This is a genomic window from Amycolatopsis rubida (assembly GCF_900115345.1).
Classification (GTDB): Bacteria; Actinomycetota; Actinomycetes; order Mycobacteriales; family Pseudonocardiaceae; genus Amycolatopsis; species Amycolatopsis rubida.
Map to the genome: position 1 here is coordinate 1 of NZ_FOWC01000024.1, position 16,711 is coordinate 16,711.

General features: G+C 71.2%; 17 protein-coding genes. 9 read left to right on the forward strand and 8 right to left on the reverse strand.

Annotation, left to right across the window (positions count from 1 at the left end):
- On the forward strand, positions 1 to 129 hold a 129-nt coding region (locus tag BM362_RS43435; RefSeq protein ID WP_208865527.1), incomplete at its 5' end, for a peptide-methionine (S)-S-oxide reductase.
- Between the two features lies 1 nt (position 130).
- Here the strand turns inward: BM362_RS43435 and BM362_RS43440 are convergent.
- Complete coding sequence (locus BM362_RS43440) at positions 131 to 1,351, reverse strand: MFS transporter (RefSeq protein ID WP_093577115.1); 1,221 nt, start codon at positions 1,349 to 1,351, stop codon at positions 131 to 133.
- 324 nt (positions 1,352 to 1,675) lie between these two features.
- Between BM362_RS43440 and BM362_RS43445 the strand changes: the two genes are divergently transcribed.
- From BM362_RS43445 to BM362_RS43460, 4 genes are read left to right on the forward strand one after another with little or no spacing between them, the layout of a single operon-like run.
- On the forward strand, positions 1,676 to 3,253 hold the full coding sequence (locus tag BM362_RS43445) for an ABC transporter substrate-binding protein (RefSeq protein WP_093577167.1): 1,578 nt from the start codon (positions 1,676 to 1,678) through the stop codon (positions 3,251 to 3,253).
- Entirely contained in the window at positions 3,250 to 4,209 is a 960-nt protein-coding gene (locus BM362_RS43450) for an ABC transporter permease (RefSeq protein ID WP_093577116.1), read from the forward strand. The genes BM362_RS43445 and BM362_RS43450 overlap by 4 nt, the downstream gene beginning before the upstream one ends.
- On the forward strand, positions 4,202 to 5,026 hold the full coding sequence (locus tag BM362_RS43455) for an ABC transporter permease (RefSeq protein WP_067595616.1): 825 nt from the start codon (positions 4,202 to 4,204) through the stop codon (positions 5,024 to 5,026). The genes BM362_RS43450 and BM362_RS43455 overlap by 8 nt, the downstream gene beginning before the upstream one ends.
- A gap of 3 nt (positions 5,027 to 5,029) precedes the next feature.
- A complete protein-coding gene (locus BM362_RS43460; RefSeq protein WP_093577117.1) occupies positions 5,030 to 6,613 on the forward strand; it encodes a dipeptide ABC transporter ATP-binding protein in 1,584 nt (527 codons plus the stop codon).
- Between the two features lie 131 nt (positions 6,614 to 6,744).
- On the opposite strand, the gene BM362_RS43465 is transcribed toward BM362_RS43460, so the two are convergent.
- Positions 6,745 to 7,716, reverse strand: coding sequence for a quinone oxidoreductase family protein (locus tag BM362_RS43465; protein WP_093577118.1), 972 nt, complete (start codon positions 7,714 to 7,716; stop codon positions 6,745 to 6,747).
- A 95-nt stretch (positions 7,717 to 7,811) separates the two neighbouring features.
- On the opposite strand from BM362_RS43465, the gene BM362_RS43470 reads away from it, so the two are divergent.
- Together BM362_RS43470 and BM362_RS43475 are read left to right on the forward strand one after the other, a co-directional pair.
- On the forward strand, positions 7,812 to 8,834 hold the full coding sequence (locus BM362_RS43470; protein ID WP_093577119.1) for an LLM class flavin-dependent oxidoreductase: 1,023 nt from the start codon (positions 7,812 to 7,814) through the stop codon (positions 8,832 to 8,834).
- Between the two features lie 26 nt (positions 8,835 to 8,860).
- Positions 8,861 to 9,640, forward strand: coding sequence for a nitroreductase/quinone reductase family protein (locus tag BM362_RS43475; protein ID WP_244287476.1), 780 nt, complete (start codon positions 8,861 to 8,863; stop codon positions 9,638 to 9,640).
- Here BM362_RS43475 and BM362_RS43480 read toward each other — a convergent pair.
- Complete coding sequence (locus tag BM362_RS43480; protein ID WP_208865519.1) at positions 9,637 to 9,858, reverse strand: hypothetical protein; 222 nt, start codon at positions 9,856 to 9,858, stop codon at positions 9,637 to 9,639. The genes BM362_RS43475 and BM362_RS43480 overlap by 4 nt on opposite strands.
- Before the next feature lie 138 nt (positions 9,859 to 9,996).
- Here BM362_RS43480 and BM362_RS43485 point away from each other — a divergent pair, with 138 nt between their 5' ends.
- Both BM362_RS43485 and BM362_RS43490 read left to right on the forward strand, forming a co-directional pair.
- On the forward strand, positions 9,997 to 11,112 hold the full coding sequence (locus BM362_RS43485; protein ID WP_093577120.1) for an LLM class flavin-dependent oxidoreductase: 1,116 nt from the start codon (positions 9,997 to 9,999) through the stop codon (positions 11,110 to 11,112).
- A gap of 16 nt (positions 11,113 to 11,128) precedes the next feature.
- Positions 11,129 to 12,451: an NtaA/DmoA family FMN-dependent monooxygenase gene (locus BM362_RS43490; protein WP_093577121.1), complete on the forward strand. Its 1,323-nt coding sequence runs from the start codon at positions 11,129 to 11,131 to the stop codon at positions 12,449 to 12,451.
- Here the strand turns inward: BM362_RS43490 and BM362_RS43495 are convergent.
- Genes BM362_RS43495 through BM362_RS43515 form a run of 5 tightly spaced genes read right to left on the reverse strand, consistent with a single transcriptional unit; the run spans position 12,448 to position 16,559 of the window.
- Positions 12,448 to 13,422, reverse strand: coding sequence for an amidohydrolase family protein (locus tag BM362_RS43495; RefSeq protein WP_067595600.1), 975 nt, complete (start codon positions 13,420 to 13,422; stop codon positions 12,448 to 12,450). The two genes, BM362_RS43490 and BM362_RS43495, sit on opposite strands and share 4 nt — an antisense overlap.
- A 2-nt stretch (positions 13,423 to 13,424) precedes the next feature.
- Complete coding sequence (locus BM362_RS43500) at positions 13,425 to 13,949, reverse strand: 3-hydroxyanthranilate 3,4-dioxygenase (RefSeq protein WP_093577122.1); 525 nt, start codon at positions 13,947 to 13,949, stop codon at positions 13,425 to 13,427.
- Positions 13,946 to 14,371 carry a RidA family protein gene (locus BM362_RS43505; protein ID WP_067595597.1) on the reverse strand — a complete coding sequence of 142 codons (426 nt, stop codon included), beginning with the start codon at positions 14,369 to 14,371 and terminating at the stop codon, positions 13,946 to 13,948. Before BM362_RS43505 ends, BM362_RS43500 begins: the two co-directional genes overlap by 4 nt.
- 2 nt (positions 14,372 to 14,373) lie before the next feature.
- On the reverse strand, positions 14,374 to 15,105 hold the full coding sequence (locus BM362_RS43510; RefSeq protein ID WP_208865520.1) for a 2-keto-4-pentenoate hydratase: 732 nt from the start codon (positions 15,103 to 15,105) through the stop codon (positions 14,374 to 14,376).
- Positions 15,102 to 16,559, reverse strand: coding sequence for a 2-hydroxymuconic semialdehyde dehydrogenase (locus tag BM362_RS43515; RefSeq protein WP_093577124.1), 1,458 nt, complete (start codon positions 16,557 to 16,559; stop codon positions 15,102 to 15,104). The genes BM362_RS43510 and BM362_RS43515 overlap by 4 nt, the downstream gene beginning before the upstream one ends.
- Between the last annotated feature and the right edge of the window lie 152 nt (positions 16,560 to 16,711).

The window sequence follows — 16,711 nt, forward strand, 5'->3', positions numbered from 1 at the left end:
ACCGAGGTCACCGCGGCCGGCGACTTCTGGGAAGCCGAACCGGAACACCAGGACTACCTGCAGCGCTACCCGCACGGCTACACCTGCCACTTCCCACGCCCCGGCTGGAAGCTGCCGAAGCGCTCCTGACTCAGCGCGCCATCGCGGCCGCGGCCTCCCGGAACGCCGCCGGGCTCAGCCGCCGCCACACCAGCGACGTCCCGAGCAACTGGACCGCCGCCGCCATCACCCACACCCCGCGCAAGCTCCAGTGCACCGCAGCGAACCCGCCCGCGAGCGCGCCCAGCGGCGTCAGGCCCCAGGCCAGCGCGCGATGGCTGGTCAGCACGCGCCCGAGCAGCTCCGGCGGCGTGAACCGCTGCCTGCTGGACTGCGAGCACACGTTCCACACCAACGTCGTCGCGGTGAGGAAGATCAGCACCGCGCCGACCAGCACCGGCCACGGCGGCACGATCGCGATCAGCAGCTGGCTCAGCACCGCGCACGCCTGCGCGATCCGCATCGCCGTCGAGTAGCCGAACCGGCGCACGAACCGGTCCACGAAGAAAGACGACACCACCCAGCCGACCGCCAGACAGGCCAGCAGCACGCCGTAGCCGAACGGCGCGAGACGCAGTTCCTGCGTGGCGTACAGGACGAGCATCGAGTTGCCCGCGGCCGCCGCGAACGACCCCAGCGCGACCGCGACGGTGATCGACCGCAACAGCGGCGTGCCGACCAGATAGCGCAGCCCGGCCGTCACGTCCTTCAGCGGATGCGCGGGCGTGCGCACCGGTTTCGCGGACGGGATCCCGCGCGCGAGCAGCAACGCGACCAGCGCGGCGACCGCCGCCAGCCACGCGGGCAGCCCCGCACCGATCCCGATCAGCAGCCCGGTCGCCGGCGGCACCACGAACTGGACCATGCCGCGGTCGATCACCTGCAGCCGGGAGTTGGCCATGGTGAGCTGATCCGGCGTCACGACCTCGGGGACCACCGAGCCCGCCGCGCCGTCGCCGAACACCTGCGCCGTGGTGAGCACGAACGCCACCACCAGCAGCGCGGGCAGGCTCAGCGAACCAGTGGAACCGAGCAGCGCCAACGTAAGCGCGGCGACGATCTGCACCGCGTACGCCGAAGCGAGCACGGCCGTCCGCCGGACCCGGTCGATCACCACTCCGGCGAACAGCGAAAGCAGCAGCCACGGCGCTTGCCCGGCGACGTTCACCAGCGACACCGCACGCGGGTCGGTGGTGATCGAGACCGCCAGCAAAGGCAGCGCCGCGAGCAAAAGCCCTTCACAGGTCGAACCGGACACCGCCACCGCTTGCAGCCGGACCCAAGCCGACCCGCTCCCACCCCACCCCGCCATGCCCGCCAGTCTCCCCCGCGGCGCAACTGGTTTTCCGCAGCACACCGGCGTGCGCTCCCGTTCTCCGGACCTCCTCGCCGAACAAAACCGCACCGGTTATCACGCGGGCGCGGGCCACGCTTTCCCTTGTCCGTCAACCGGAATCCGAGCTCCCGGCCGGATCGCGGGACAGCGGTTCACCTGCTGGGACGGGCTTCAGCGAACCGCCGCGAACGGTTGAGCTGGACGCATCCGTTCCGTCCCCGCTGGAGGAATTCCGTGCCCCGCCACACCCCGCCCCGACCCGGCCGTCCTGCCCGCGCGCGGTCCCGTTCCGCCTTCGCGCTGGCCCTTCCGCTGCTGCTCGCCGCGTGCGGCACGGCGGGCGGCGCCAGTCCGCAGGACGCCGGTCCCCCGCGCCCGGGCGGCACGCTCCGGCTGGGCATCTCGTCCAATCCGGACTGCATCGACCCGCAGCAGGTCAGCACCAACGCCTCGGTGAACGTCGGCCGTCAGCTGGTCGATTCGCTCACCGACCAGGACCCGGAAACCGGCGCGATCACGCCCTGGCTCGCCGACCGCTGGACGGTCAGCCCCGACTCCACGAGCTTCACCTTCCACCTCCGCTCCGGCGCGACCTTCTCCGACGGCTCCCCGGTGGACGCCGCCGCGGTGAAGACCAGCTTCGACGGCATCAAAGCGCTCGGCGCGAAGGCTTTGCTCGGGTCCAGCTACCTGGCCGCCTACCGCGGCGCGACGGTGGTCGACCCGGCCACCGTCCGGCTCGATTTCACCCAGCCCAGCGCACAGTTCCTCCAGGCCAGCTCCACGATGTCGCTCGGCGTGCTCGCGCCCGCGGCCTTCCGGCGCACCGCCGAGCAGCGCTGCCAGGGCGCCGGACTGATCGGCTCGGGTCCGTTCGTGTTCACCAGCCTCAAGCCGAACCAGGACATCGTGCTCAGCAAGCGCACCGGCTACCACTGGGGTTCGCCGTTGTGGCGGCACCAGGGCGAGGCATACGTCGACAAGATCGATTTCCGCGTGGTGCCGGAACCGGGCGTGCGGTCGGGCAGCCTGACCTCCGGCCAGCTCGACGCGATCACCGACGTCCAGCCGGTGGACGAACCGCAGTTCTCCGGCAACGGCTTCGCCGAGCCGGTGCGGCCCAACCCGGGCATCGTGTTCAACCTGCACGCGAACGTGACCCGCGGCGTCCTCGCCGACCAGAAGGTGCGCCAGGCGGTGTCGAAGGGCGTGAACCGGCCCGAGGTCACCAGCACCGTGCTCACCCCGAACTACAAGCCCGCCACGAGCATCCTCGGCTCCGCGACGCCGCTGTACACCGATCTGTCCAAGGAACTCGCCTACGACCCGGCGGGCGCACAGGCGCTGCTGCAGTCCGACGGCTGGGTCCCCGGCCCGGACGGGATCCGGACCAAGAACGGGCAGCGGCTGACCGCGTCCGTGCTGTTCTCCCCGGTGTTCAACCAGAACCAGAGCGTGCTGGAGCTGATCCAGCAGCAGCTGCGCAAGATCGGCTTCGACCTCAAGATCGAGCTGCACACCAACGCCGAGGTCACCCGCCTGCAGCAGGCCGGCCAGTACGACTTCCTCTGGTACAACGTCACCCGCGCCGACCCGGACATCCTGCGCCAGCAGTTCTCCACGAAGACGAACAACCGCAGCAAGCTGCCGGCGGACAACCCGCTCGACGCGTCGCTCGCCGAACAGTCCGCGACCGTCGACCCCGCGAAGCGCAAGCCCGCGGCGGAAAAGGCGCAGCGGACCATCGTGGAGCAGGCCTACGCGATCCCGGTGTTCGAGCTGACGCAGGTGCTCGGCGTCGGCCCGAACGCGCATGACGTCGGCTTCGAGGCTTCCTCGCGGCTGCAGCTGTTCGACGCCTGGGTCTCGGGCTCGTGAAGAGCTTCCCGCTGCTTCGCCGCGTTCTGCAGGCCGTAGTGGTGCTGTGGGCGGCGTTCACGCTGTCGTTCGTCATCCTGTACCTGCTGCCCGGCGACGCGGTGCTGACCAAACTCGGCTCGGCCGAGGGCGGTCCCAGCGCGTCGCCGGCGCAGATCGCCGCCCTGCGCGCCGAGTACGGGCTGGACGACCCGGTCCTCGTGCAGTACGGCAGGCACCTCCTCGCCGCGCTGCACGGCGACTTCGGCACATCGGTGGCCACCGGCGACGACGCCACGCACCAGGTCCTCACCGCATTGCCGCCGACGCTCGCCGTCTCCGGGCTGGCATTAGTGCTCGCGATCGTCTTCGGCGGCGGGATCGCCGTGCTGGGCACCTTCACCCGCTCCCGCTGGGTGAGCCAGCTGCTGCTTTCGTTGCCGCCGCTGGGCACCTCGCTGCCGACGTTCTGGGTCGGGCTGCTGCTGATCCAGCTGTTCTCCTTCCAGCTGCGCCTCTTCCCGGCACTCGGGTCGACCGGTTTCGCGTCGCTCGTCCTCCCGGCCGTCACGCTCTCCCTGCCGACCGGGGCGATCATCGCGCAGGTGCTGGCGAAGAGCCTGCGAACGCAGCTCGCCGAGCCGTACATCGAGGTCGTGCGCGCGAAGGGCGCGAGCCGTCGTCGAGTCCACTTCGGACACGCGCTGCGCAACGCCGGACTGCCCGCGCTCACCCTGGTGGGCGTGGTCGCGGGCAACCTGCTGGCCGGTTCGGTGGTGACCGAAACCGTGTTCTCCCGCGACGGGCTCGGCCGGGTGACCGCGTCGGCGGTGACCGCGCAGGACGTGCCCGTGGTGCAGGCGGTGATCGTGCTCGCCGCGTTCTTCTTCGTGGTGCTCAACCTGGTCGTCGACCTCGTGTACCCGCTGCTGGACCCGCGGGTGTCCGTGCGCAAGGAGGTGTCCGCGCATGTCTGAAGCTGTGCTGTCCCAGCGGTTTCTCCTCCGCCGCCCAGGCCTGCTCCTCTCCGGGGTCGTGCTCGCCGCCGTGCTGATCGCGGCCTTCGCCCCCGCCCTGCTCACCGGCCAGGACCCGATCACCGGCATCCCGTCCGAACGACTCCAAGGCCCGTCGCTCAGCCACCTGTTCGGCACCGACGAAACCGGTCGCGACGTGTTCGCCCGCGTCGTGCACGGAGCCGGATTGTCCCTGCGGGCGACCGTGCTCGCGGTCCTGGTCGCCTTCGCCGCCGGATCCGCGCTGGGGCTGCTCGCCGGGTTCCGCGGCGGATGGCTCGACGCGGTCGTGATGCGGATCGTCGACGTCCTCCAGGCGGTTCCGGCGATCCTGCTGTCGCTGGCGCTGGTGACCGCGCTCGGGTTCGGCACCACGAACGTCGCGATCGCGGTCGGGGTCGCGAACCTCGCCGCGTTCGCCCGGCTGATGCGCGCCGAGGTGCTGCGGGTGCGGTCCGGCGTGTTCGTCGAGGCGGCCCGCGCGTCCGGTGTGCGCTGGGCCGGGGTGCTCGGGCGGCACGTGCTGCCCAACGCGCTGGGGCCGGTGCTGGTGCTGGCCACGGTGACGGTCGGGACTGCGGTGCTCGAAGTGTCCGCGCTCAGTTTCCTCGGGTTCGGCGCGAGCCCGCCGTCGCCGGAATGGGGCGCGCTCGTGGCCGGCGGACGCAATTTCCTGGCCACCGCTTGGTGGATGACCACGTTCCCGGGGTTGACCGTCGCGGCCGTCGTGCTGGCGGCGAACCGCGTTTCCCGGGCGCTCGACGGCGAACGGAGCTGACAAGTGCTGGAGATCAGCGGACTGGCGGTCTCATACCGCACCTCGGGCGGCGTGGTGCCTGCCGTGCGCGACGTGAGCCTGCGGGTCGGAGCGGGCGAGATCGTCGCAGTGGTCGGCGAGTCCGGTTCCGGGAAGAGCACCACCGCGCACGCCGCGATCGGGCTGCTGCCGCGCGGCGGGCTGGTCCGCCGCGGACGGATCGCTTTCGAGGGACGCGACCTGACCACACTGCCGGAAAGGGACTGGCGGCAGGTGCGCGGCACCGGGATCGCTTTGGTGCCGCAGGATCCCACGGTGTCGCTCGACCCGGTCCGGCGGATCGGCGAACAGGTGGCCGAGGTGCTGCTGATCCACCGCCTGGCCGCCAGGAACGAAGCCCCCGCTCGCGCGGTGGAACTGCTGCGCCGGGCCGGGGTCGACCGGCCGGAACTGCGCGCGCGGCAATATCCGCATGAGCTGTCCGGCGGGCTCCGGCAGCGCGCGCTGATCGCCGTCGCGCTCGCGGGCGAACCGCGGCTGATCATCGCCGACGAGCCGACCAGCGCGCTCGACGTGACCGTGCAGAAGGAGATCCTCGACCACCTCGCAGAGCTGGCCGCCGACGACGGCACCGCGATCCTGCTGATCACGCACGACCTTGGCGTCGCCGCGGACCGGGCCGGGCGGATCGTCGTGCTCTCCGAGGGACGGCTGGTCGAGGAAGGACCGGCCCGCGCACTCCTCGCCGCGCCGGCGCAGGACTACACGCAACGGCTCCTCGCCGCGGCACCGAGTCTCAGCCGCGAACCGCTCCGGCCCCGCCGCGCGGAGGGTCCGGAGATCCTGCTGTCCCTCGACGCGGTCTCGAAGACTTTCGTCTCCTCGCGCGCCGGTGCCGTCCAAGCGGTGGACGACGTGTCGTTCCGGCTCACTCGCGGCCGCACCCTGGCGCTGGTCGGCGAATCCGGCTCCGGCAAGACGACCACCGCACGCATGGCGGCCGGCCTGGAAACCCCGACCGCGGGCACCGTCACCTTCGACGGCCGGGACGTCACCCGGCTGTCCCCCGCCGAACTGCGGAGGCTGCGCCGCCGCTTCCAGCTCGTCTACCAGAACCCGTACGCCTCGCTGAATCCGCGTTTTTCCATCGCGGACGTGATCGCCGAACCGCTGCGCGCGTTCCGCGTCGGCGGCCGGGCCGAACGGGTCGCCGAACTGGCGGACCAGGTCGCGCTGCCGTCGTCCGTGCTGCGCCGGAAACCGGCCGAACTGTCCGGCGGCCAGCGCCAGCGCGCGGCGATCGCCCGTGCGCTGGCGCTGCGGCCGGATCTCGTCGTGCTGGACGAGCCGGTGTCCGCTTTGGACGTTTCGGTGCAGGCGCAGATCCTGAACCTGCTGGTGGAGCTGCAGGACGAACTCGGCCTGACGTACCTGTTCATCACCCACGACCTGGCCGTGGTGCGGGAGATCGCCGACCAGGTCGGGGTGATGCGCCAGGGCAAGCTCCTCGAATCCGGCCCGGCCGACGACGTCCTGCTGCGGCCGCGCGAGCAGTACACCCGCGACCTGCTGGCCGCGATCCCCGGCGGCGAGCAGGTGCGCGCGTGACGTCCGCCGTGCTACCGGACACCCGAAACCACGCTCCCGGAGCGGAGGCACCGTCCGTGAGGGCCACCCTGAGGGAATCTGATTCCCTCAGGGTGGGCCTCACGGCGCGGGTTCGGTTCCTGGCGGTGGGGCTAGTTGGCGAGCACCAGCCGGCCGACGGCCTCGCCCTCGTCCATCCGCCGGTGCGCCTCGCGCGCCTGCGCCATCGGCAGGACGGTGACCGGCAACCGGATCCGGCCGTCGGTGTACAGCGGCAACACGGCGTCCGCGGCGGGGCGGGCGGGCGCGGTGTCGGCGGCCAGGAAACCGCCCACGTTGAAGCCGACCACGCCGATGTTCTTGCCCCACACGGCGTTCGAGTCCACCGTGGGCGCGGTTTCGCTGCCCGCGCTGCCGACGACGAGCATCCGGCCCATCGGCGCGAGCAGGTCCAGCGATGCGATCCGCAGGCCGCCGCCCACCGGGTCGACGATGACCTCGAACCGCTCGGCCGCCAGCTCGCCAAGGTCTCCGGACAGCAGCACACGGTCGAAGCCGAGTTGCTTCGCCGCCTCGACCTGCTCGGCCCGCCGGACCGTGCCGACGACCTCGCGCGCCCCGAGCAGTCGCGCCACCTCGGGGTATACGGAGGCGAGGCCGCCGAGTGCGCCGTGCACGAGCACCCGCGCGGCCTTCGGCAGCCGCACCGCCTCGGTCAGCGAGAGGTAGGCCGTCACGGTGTTCGCCAGACCGGCCACAGCCTGCGCGCGCTCCACGCCGGTGCCGGCCAGCGGCACGACGAGAGCGGCGGGCGCGAGCTTGACGTCGGCGTATCCGCCCATTCCGGGCAGCGTGAGCGTGACGACCTCGTCCCCGGCCGAGAAGCCGCTCCCCGGTCCGGCCGCGCGAATCGTGCCCGCGACCTCAAGCCCGGGCACGAGCGGCGGCTTCGGCGCGTAGTCGTACTCCGCGAGCGTGCCGCGGCGGATCAGCGCGTCGATCAGCCCGACGGACGCGTGCGAGACCGTGATGGTCACCTCGCCCGGCCCCGGAACGGGCTCGGGCGCCTCGATCTCTTCGAGGACTTCAGGACCGCCGTAGCGGGTGATGGACAAGGCTCGCATCGTGCGTACTCCCCCGCGTTCAGTGTCAGCGAGCCGGAACAACCCGGGCTGGTCCGCGGTTATTCCGGATTGGCCGACCCGAGAAAGGATCCGCCGTGCCGAGCGAAACGCATCCGCTGCGCAAACTGGGTTTCCTGACGATCGGCCTGTTCGACGGCGACGATCCGCGGCCGGGCCACGAATCCACGCTTCGGGTGCTCGAACTCGGCGAGCAGCTCGGGTTCGACAGCGCCTGGGTCCGCCACCGGCACCTGCAGTACGGCATCTCGTCGCCGGTCGCCGTGCTCGCCGCGGCGACCCAGCGCACCAGCCGGATCGAACTGGGCACCGCGGTCATCCCGCTCGGCTGGGAAAACCCGCTGCGCTTGGCCGAGGACCTGGCGACTGTCGACGTCCTGTCCGGCGGACGGCTCAACCCGGGCGTGAGCGTCAGCCCGCCGACGCACTACGAGGACGTCCGGGGCGCGCTGTACCCGGACACCGGCGACCGCGAAGACTTCGGCTACCACCGGGTCTCGCGGCTGTTGTCGCTGGTCCGCGGCGAGCCCGCGGCGACGTTCAGCGGGGTCGAAGGCATCGAGACGTTCTCCGGCCGCGTCCAGCCGCATTCGCCCGGACTGGCCGGGCGCCTGTGGTACGGCGGCGCGAGCACCCGGTCGGCGAGCTGGACCGGACAAGCCGGGATGAACTACCTGACCAGCAGCGTCGTCCGCGCCGAGGAGGGCTCGACGGACTTCGAGAAGATCCAGCTCTCGCATGTACGCGCGTTCCGGTCGCACCATCCGGACGGGGCGCGGGCTCGGGTTTCGCAAGGCCTGGTGGTGATTCCGACCGACAGCGCCACTGCTGAGCAGCGCGCGAAGTACGAGGACTACGCGGCGCAACGCCTGCCGCGCACGAAAACCCCGCAGGGCCCGGGCGGACTGCTGTTCTCGCGCGACTACGTCGGCACTTCCGCCGAAATCGCCGAACAGCTCTACCGGCACGCCGCCTTCCGCGAGATCGACGAGGTCGCCTTCGCACTGCCGTTCACCTTCGAGCACGAGGATTATGTGCAGATCCTCACCGACCTGGCCACCCGGCTGGGTCCGGAGCTGGGCTGGAAACCGGCGTCGTGAGCGGCCAGCAGTGCTAACGTGGCGAGGTGCCGGATTTCACGTCCACAGTGGACATCGAACGCCCGGACAGGGACAAGCGCGACGCACTGCAGTGGGCTCGCGCGGTCTGGGACGGCGCTCCGCCGCCGATGCGGGGCTTCCTGCGCGCGGGCTGGCTCGGTCTCGGCCTGACCACTCGCCTCTCGCCGGACCGGGTGCTGGGCTGGGCCATCGCTTCGGCCACGCCGGACCGGGTCGTGCTGGAAGCGCCCTCGCCGTTGCTGACCACGCGCAACATCGTGCACCTCGACGCGGACCGCGTGTACTGGACCACGGAAGTCACCTACGACCGGTTCCCCGCCCGCCAGCTGTGGGCCGTGGCGGTGCCGATCCACGAACTCGTCATCCCGGCCCGGCTGCGGCACGCCGCCGGGCAGGCCCGGCCCGGCGATCTCCAGCACCGGATCGTCACGACGTTCCAGCGGCGGCTCGGCAACCCCGTCCTGTCGCGGCTGCCCGGCCAGACGCTGCTCGAAACGACCGGCCGCAGCTCAGGTCTCCCCCGCCGGACCCCGATCGGCGGCCGCCGCGTCGGGCAGGAATTCTGGCTGGTGTCCGAATTCGGCGAGCGGTCGCAGTACGTGCGCAACATCCAGGCCGACCCGCGCGTCCGGCTGCGCCTGCACGGCCGCTGGCTGCGCGGGGTCGCCCGCCTGCTCCCCGATGACGACGCCCGGGCGCGGCTGAAGTCGTTGCCGCGCTTGAACAGCACGGCGGTGCGGGCGTTCGGCACCGACCTGTTGACGATCCGGATCGACCTCGGCTAACGCTGAGGGCCACGCCCACGGCTGCCCTCCGGTACACCCGAAGCGTCGAGGCCGACCGCCCCTTCGAAGCCCTCGCCAGGCCATCCTCCGGCGAGCACTTCCGGCGACGCCGCCGGCAGCCGCGGCGCGAGCCAGCGCTGTTCGTGGCTGATCTCGGCAGCCCCGCGCGCCAGCCGGGCGACCAGGTCGTCGTTGATTTCCGCTCCGCCGGTGTGCATCCGGTTCACACCGCGTCGGCCTGACGCCGGGCAACCGGTTTATTCCCGTTCCCGCCGACTGTCCCAGAAGCTGGTTGCCGTCGCTCCCGCCCCGGTTTCCGCGCCACACTGCTGGCATCCACGGGGAAAGGACACAGCATGACAGGGCTCACCGGACCACGGCTCGCCGTCGCGCTGGAAGGCGCCGGCTGGCATCCGGCCGCGTGGCGCGAAGCGGACGCCCGCCCGGCCGACCTGCTCACCGCCGGATACTGGACCGAACTGGTCCACGAAGCCGAAGCCGCGCACCTGGACTTCGTCACCTTCGAGGACTTCCTCTCCCTGCGCGACCCCGCCGGGCCGGCGGCCCGCGCCGACCGCGCGCAAACCCGTTTGGACGCCGTGCTGCTCGCCTCGCGGATCGCGCCGCTGACGTCGGGCATCGGCCTGATCCCGACCGCCGTCGTCACCCACACCGAGCCGTTCCACCTGTCGAAGGCGATCGCGACGCTCGACTACGTCAGCACCGGCCGCGCCGGGGTCCGCGTGCAGGTTTCCGGGAGTCCGGAGGAGTTCCGGCACTTCGGCCGCCGCACGCCGCCCGAGGTACCGGAACTGTTCGAGGAAGCCGCCGACTACGTCGAGGTGCTGCGCAGGCTGTGGGACAGCTGGGAGGACGGCGCGGAAATCCGCGACGTCGCCACCGGCCGGTTCGTCGACCGCGGCAAACTGCACTACATCGATTTCGAGGGCCGCTGGTTCTCCGTCAAAGGCCCGTCCATCACGCCGCGTCCGCCGCAGGGCCAGCCGATCGTCGCCGCGCTCGCGCACGGTCCCGACGCCTATCGCCTCGCCGCCCGCCAGGCCGACGTCGTGTACGTGACCCCGAACGACCGCGCGCACGCCGCGTCGATCATCGACGAAATAGATGCGCCCGTTCAGGTTTTCGCCGACCTCGTCGTCTTCCTCGACGAAACCGAGCGCGCCGCGGCCGATCGCAAAGCCCGCCTGGACGACCGCGCCGAGTTCGCCTCGGACGCGCACGTCTTCACCGGCACCCCGGCTCGGCTGGCCGACCTCCTGCTCGACTGGCACGCCGCCGGCCTGACCGGTTTCCGGCTCCGCCCCGGCGCCCTGCCGCACGACCTGACCGCCATCACCCGCGCGCTGGTCCCCGAACTGCGCGGCCGGGGCGCGTTCCGCACCGGATACGAGGCCCCGACCCTGCGCGGGCTGCTCGGCCTGCCGCGCCCGGCCAACCGCTACGCCGCCTGAGTCCCGGGAGATGTCCATGACTGCCAAGCACATCCACCTCGCCGCGCACTTCCCCGGGGTCAACAACACCACCGTGTGGAGCGACCCCGAAGCGGGCAGCCACATCGAGTTCAGCTCGTTCGTCAAGCTGGCCCAGACCGCCGAACGCGCCAAGTTCGACTTCTTCTTCCTCGCCGAAGGCCTGCGGCTGCGGGAACAGAACGGCGAAATCTACGACCTCGACGTCGTCGGCCGTCCCGACACCTTCGCCGTGCTGTCCGCGCTCGCCGCCGTCACCGACCGCCTCGGCCTGGCCGGCACCATCAACTCCACCTTCAACGAACCGTTCGAGGTGGCCCGCCAATTTGCCTCCCTCGACCATCTTTCCGCAGGTCGAGCCGCGTGGAACGTCGTCACGTCGTGGGACGCCTTCACCGGCGAAAACTTCCGCCGCGGCGGCTTCCTGCCGCAAGACCAGCGTTACTCCCGCGCCGAAACCTTCCTGCGCACGGCGTGGGAGCTCTTCGACTCCTGGCGCGGCGACGAACTCCTCGCGGACAAGGAATCCGGCCGCTTCCTGGCCGACGGCGGCGGCTTCGCCCACCACGACGCCCACTTCGACATCTCCGGCCGCTTCCCGGTCCCGCGCAGCCCGCAAGGCCGCCCGGTGACCATCCAGGCCGGAGACTCCGAGGAAGGCCGCGAATTCGCCGCCGCGACCGCCGACGCCATCTTCACCCGGCACGGCACCCTCGAAGCAGGCCAAGCGTTCTACTCCGACGTCAAGGGCCGGCTGGCCAAATACGGCCGCTCCCCGCACGAGCTGGTCGTCCTCCCCGCCGCGACCTTCGTACTGGGCGACACCGACGCCGAAGCGCACGAACTCGCCCACGAGGTCCGGTTGCAGCAGGTCAGCGAACAGACCGCGATCAAGTTCCTCGAACAGCTCTGGAACACCGACCTCAGCGACCACGACCCGAACGGCCCGCTCCCGGCGTTCGACCCGGTGGTCGGCGACCTGATCTCGAAGGGCCGCGCGAGCGTCCGCATGCACCGCGACCCGATCGCGACCGCGCATGACTGGCGCCAGCTGGCGGAGGCGAAGCACCTGTCGAGCCGGGAACTGATCATCGAGGTCACCGGACGGCAGAACTTCATCGGCTCCGCCGAGACCGTCGCGTCCGCGATGAACGAACTCGTGCAGGCCGACGCGTCGGACGGGTTCATCCTGGTCCCGCACGTGACGCCGGGCGGGCTGGACCAGTTCGCCGACCAGGTGGTGCCGCGGTTGCAGGAACGCGGGGTGTTCCGGGAGGACTACAGCGGGCCGACGCTGCGGGACCACCTCGGCCTGGGCTAGCCCAGGAACCGCTTCGCGTTCCCCCGCAGCAACAACTCCCGCGAGGCCTCGTCCAGGAACTCCGCCCGCCGCACCACCCCGCCGGCCGGGCGCTCCCCCAGCGGATACGGATAGTCACTGCCCACCAGCACCTGCCCCGCCCCGAGCGTGTCGACCAGATTCCGCAGCGCCGCCTCGGTGAACACCACCGAATCGACGCTGAACCGCCCCACGTACTCCGACGGCGGCTTCTCCGACGTGGCGATGATGTCCGCCCGCTGATGCCAGGCGTTCTCCAGCCGTCCCAGCCAGAACGCGAACGACCCGCCGCCGTGGGCGAAGCAGATCCGCAGGCTCGGCGGCACCCGGTCGAACACCCCGCCGAGGATCATCGCGATGATCGACAGATGCGTCTCCGCGGGCATCCCGGTCAGCCACCGCGCCATCCAGCGGTCCAGCCGCGGCGCGTCCGGCATGTCCCACGGATGCACGAACACCGGGACGCCGAGCGAAGCCGCGTGCTGGAGGAACGTCGCCACGCCCGCGTCGTCGAGGTCGCGGTCGCCGACGTGGTTGCCGATCTCCACGCCGCGGTGCCCGGCCGCGACCGCGCGGTCCAGTTCGCGGCAGGCGGCGTCGGTGTCCTGCAACGGAACCTGGCAGAACGGGAGCAGCCGGTCCGGCGCGGGCGCGCAGATTTCCAGCGCGAGGTCGTTGAAGACCCGGGCGATTTTCTCGCCGTGGCCCGGGCTGGTGTCGTAGCCGAAGAACACCGGCGTCGGCGAGACGACCTGCGCCTCGATGCCGTCGGCGTCCATGTCGCGCAGCCGGACGGACGCGTCCCAGCAGTCGGACCGGATCCGGCGGAACTCCGCCGAACCGACCATGATCATGGCCTCGCGTTCGGTTTCCGCGCGCAGCCACGGCATTCCCTCGCCGAGGTCGGGCCAGCCGTGCGGGACGAAATGGCTGTGGACGTCGATCGCGCGCACGCTCAGCCCTTCCCCGGGTGCAGTGTCCCGCAGGCGCCGCAGGTCCGGGCTTCCTCGGACGAGTAGAACTGCTCGAACACCGGCGGCAGGTCGTCGACGATGTCCCGCACCTGCAGCTCCACCTCGTGCACCTTCGCGTCGCACTCCGGGCAGAACCACACGAACTTCTCAAGCGTCCCCTCCTCCCGGATGCGCTCGATCACGATCCCGATCGAGCCCTCCTGCGGACGCTGCGGCGAATGGTGCACGTTCCGCGGCAGCATCCACATCTCGCCTTCGCGGATGTCGACGCGCCGCGGGCCGTCCTCGGTCATCAGGTTGACGTGCATGTCGCCCTGGTACTGGTAGAACCACTCCTCGTACGGGTCGAGGTGGTAGTCGGTGCGCTGGTTCGGCCCGCCGACGACCTGCACGATGAAATCGCCCATCGGGGCCCACATCTGCTTGTTGTTGACCGGCGGCTTCAGCTCGTCCTCGTGCTCTTCGATCCACTTCGCGAAGTCGAACACGGGCGGGATGGCGGTCATCGTTCCTCCTTGCCGGGGATCCGGGCGATCGCCTGGATCTCGATGAGCAGATGCGGATGCGGCAGCTGGTGCACCGCGACGGTCGTGCGGGCCGGGCCGTTCTCGTCGAAGAACTCGCCGTAGACCTCGTTGTAGCCGCCGAAATCGTTCATGTTCACCAGGAACACGGTCAGCTGCGCGAGGTCGTCGAGGCCCGCGCCTGCCGCGGCCAGGATGTCGCGGATGTTCTCGATCACCGCACGTGTCTGCGCCCGGATGTCCAAAGCGGTCACGCCGGACTCGTCGGCCTCCGCGCCGGCGAACGTGTTGTCCGGCCGCCTGCTGCTGGTGCCGGAGACGAAGACCAGGTCCCCGACCACTTTCACGTGCGGGAACCGCCCGCGCGGCGTCGCCTTCCCGGCGACGACATGGGCTTGCGCCACGCTCACCCCTCCTTCGTGCGAACGGAAACCGAACCCAGCCCGGCGACCCGGGCCTCGACGTGCGTGCCCGCTTTCAGCGCGACCGCCGCGGTCGCCGCACCGGCCAGCAGCACCGACCCGTCGAGCAGGCGGTGCCCGTACGCGGCGGCCATCCGCTGTGCGGCGGGGAGCGCCCGCAGCGGGTCGCCGAGGATGTCCGCGGTCGAGCCGGACGCGACGATCTCGCCGTCGAAAAGCAGGGCCACGGCCAGCGCCGCCACCTGGTCGAGCGGTGTCCACGGCCCGAGCACGAACGCTGAGGCCGAGGTGTTGTCGGCGACGACGTCGGCGAGGCTGAAGGTGAAGTCGCGGTACCGGCTGTCGATGATCTCCAGCGCGGGCGCGACGGCGACGATCCCGGCGTCCGGGCCGAGCCGGAACGCGACCTCGGGTTCGACCCGCGGATGCACCCCGCGGCCGACGTCGAATATCCCGCCGTCCTCGATCCGCATCCGGTCGGTCAGCGAGCCGACGATCACGTCGGAGACGCCCATCTGCTCGGCCTTCGCCTTGCTCGTGAAGCCCAGTTTGACCCCGGCCGGCCGCTCGCCGCGCCCCTCGCGCAGTGCGATTCCGGCGTGCTGCACGGCGTACGCGGTTTCCAGGCTCATCGGCCCGGTGCTGCTGAGCTGCGGGATCGCCTGCCCGCTGGCGGTCGCCCGGTCAAGCCGCGCGGCATGGTCCTCGACGGTCACAGCTGCACGCACACATTCGTCGGCTGGGTGTAGAAGTGCATCGAGTGCAGGCCGCCCTCCCGGCCGATGCCCGAAAGCCCGGCACCGCCGAACGGCGACCGGAGATCGCGCAGGTACCAGGTGTTGACCCAGGCCATCCCGACCCGCATCTGCTGCGCGACGCGGTGGCCGCGCTCCAGGTCCGTCGTCCACACGGCGGCGGCGAGCCCGTAGTCGGTGTCGTTCGCCAGCCGGACGGCTTCGTCCTCGGTATCGAACGGGATCAGCGCCGCGACCGGCCCGAAGACCTCCTCGCGCACGACCCGCGCGGAGTTGTCCAGCCCGGTCCACACCGTCGGCTCGATCCACGACCCGCCCGCGAGCTCCGGTCCGAGTTCCGGGACCGCGCCGCCGGTGAGCACCGTCGCGCCTTCGGCGACCGCGAGGTCCAGATAGGACTGGACTTTCTTCCGGTGCCGCTGGGAGATCAACGGTCCCGTCGTGGTGCCAGGATCGCCCGGCCGGCCCAGGCGCAACGCCTTCGCCCGCTCGGCGAGCCCGTTCGCGACCGCGGCGAAGACGGACCGCTCGACGTAGACCCGCTCCGTGCACAGGCACACCTGCCCGGTGTTCAGGAAAACCGACCGGGCGAGTCCGTCGAGGGTCTGGTCGAGATCGCAGTCCGCGAACACCAGCGCCGCGTTCTTTCCGCCCAGCTCAAAGGAAACCGGCCGTACCGACGGAGCGACCGCGCGCATGATCGCGGAGCCGGTCCGGGATTCGCCGGTGAACGTGACGCCGTCGATGCCGCGGTGGGTGGTGAGATACTCCCCGGCGGAGTCCGGCCCGAAGCCGTGAACGACGTTATACACCCCGGACGGCGCGCCCGCCTCCGCGATCACCTCGGCGAGCAGGGCCGCCGTCGAGGGCGTCTCTTCGGACGGCTTGACCACCACCGCGTTGCCGCAGGCCAGCGCGGGCGCGACCTTCCAGGTCAGCAGCAGCAGCGGCAGGTTCCACGGCACGATCACCGCGACCACGCCCAGCGGCTTGGGCACCGCGTAGTTCAGCGCTTTCCGGCCGTGGGGCAGATCCGTCAGGAAGGAATCGAGACCGGCCGCCGCGATCGTGTCGGCGAAGGAACGGAAGTTCGTCGCCGCCCGCGCCACGTCCAGGTCGCGCGCCAGGTGCTCCGGCTTTCCGGTGTCGCGGACCTCGGCGGCGACGAAATCCTCGAACCGCTCCTCGATCCGGTCGGCGATCCGGCGCAGCAAGGCGGTGCGCTCAGCGACCGAAGCGCGTCCCCACGGCCCCTCCACCGCGGCGCGCGCGGCCGCGACCGCCGCGTCGACCACGTCCGGACCGGCCTCGTGGACGTGCGCGACGAGCGACCCGTCGACCGGGTCGATCTTCTCGAAGGTGCGCCGCCCGGCGATCCGGGCACCGCCGACGACGTTGTGCAGTTCCGCAGCCATGAAGCTGACCGTAGGGACGTCCGGAATGCCTGGCCAATGCTCTTTGCCGCCGCTCCCATAGCTGTCCGGGCATGTCTCGGCCATGCCCGCGCCGGCATAGCTCTCGCCGAAAGGAGCATTGGCCAGGCATGACGGCGGCGGCGAAGGATGAC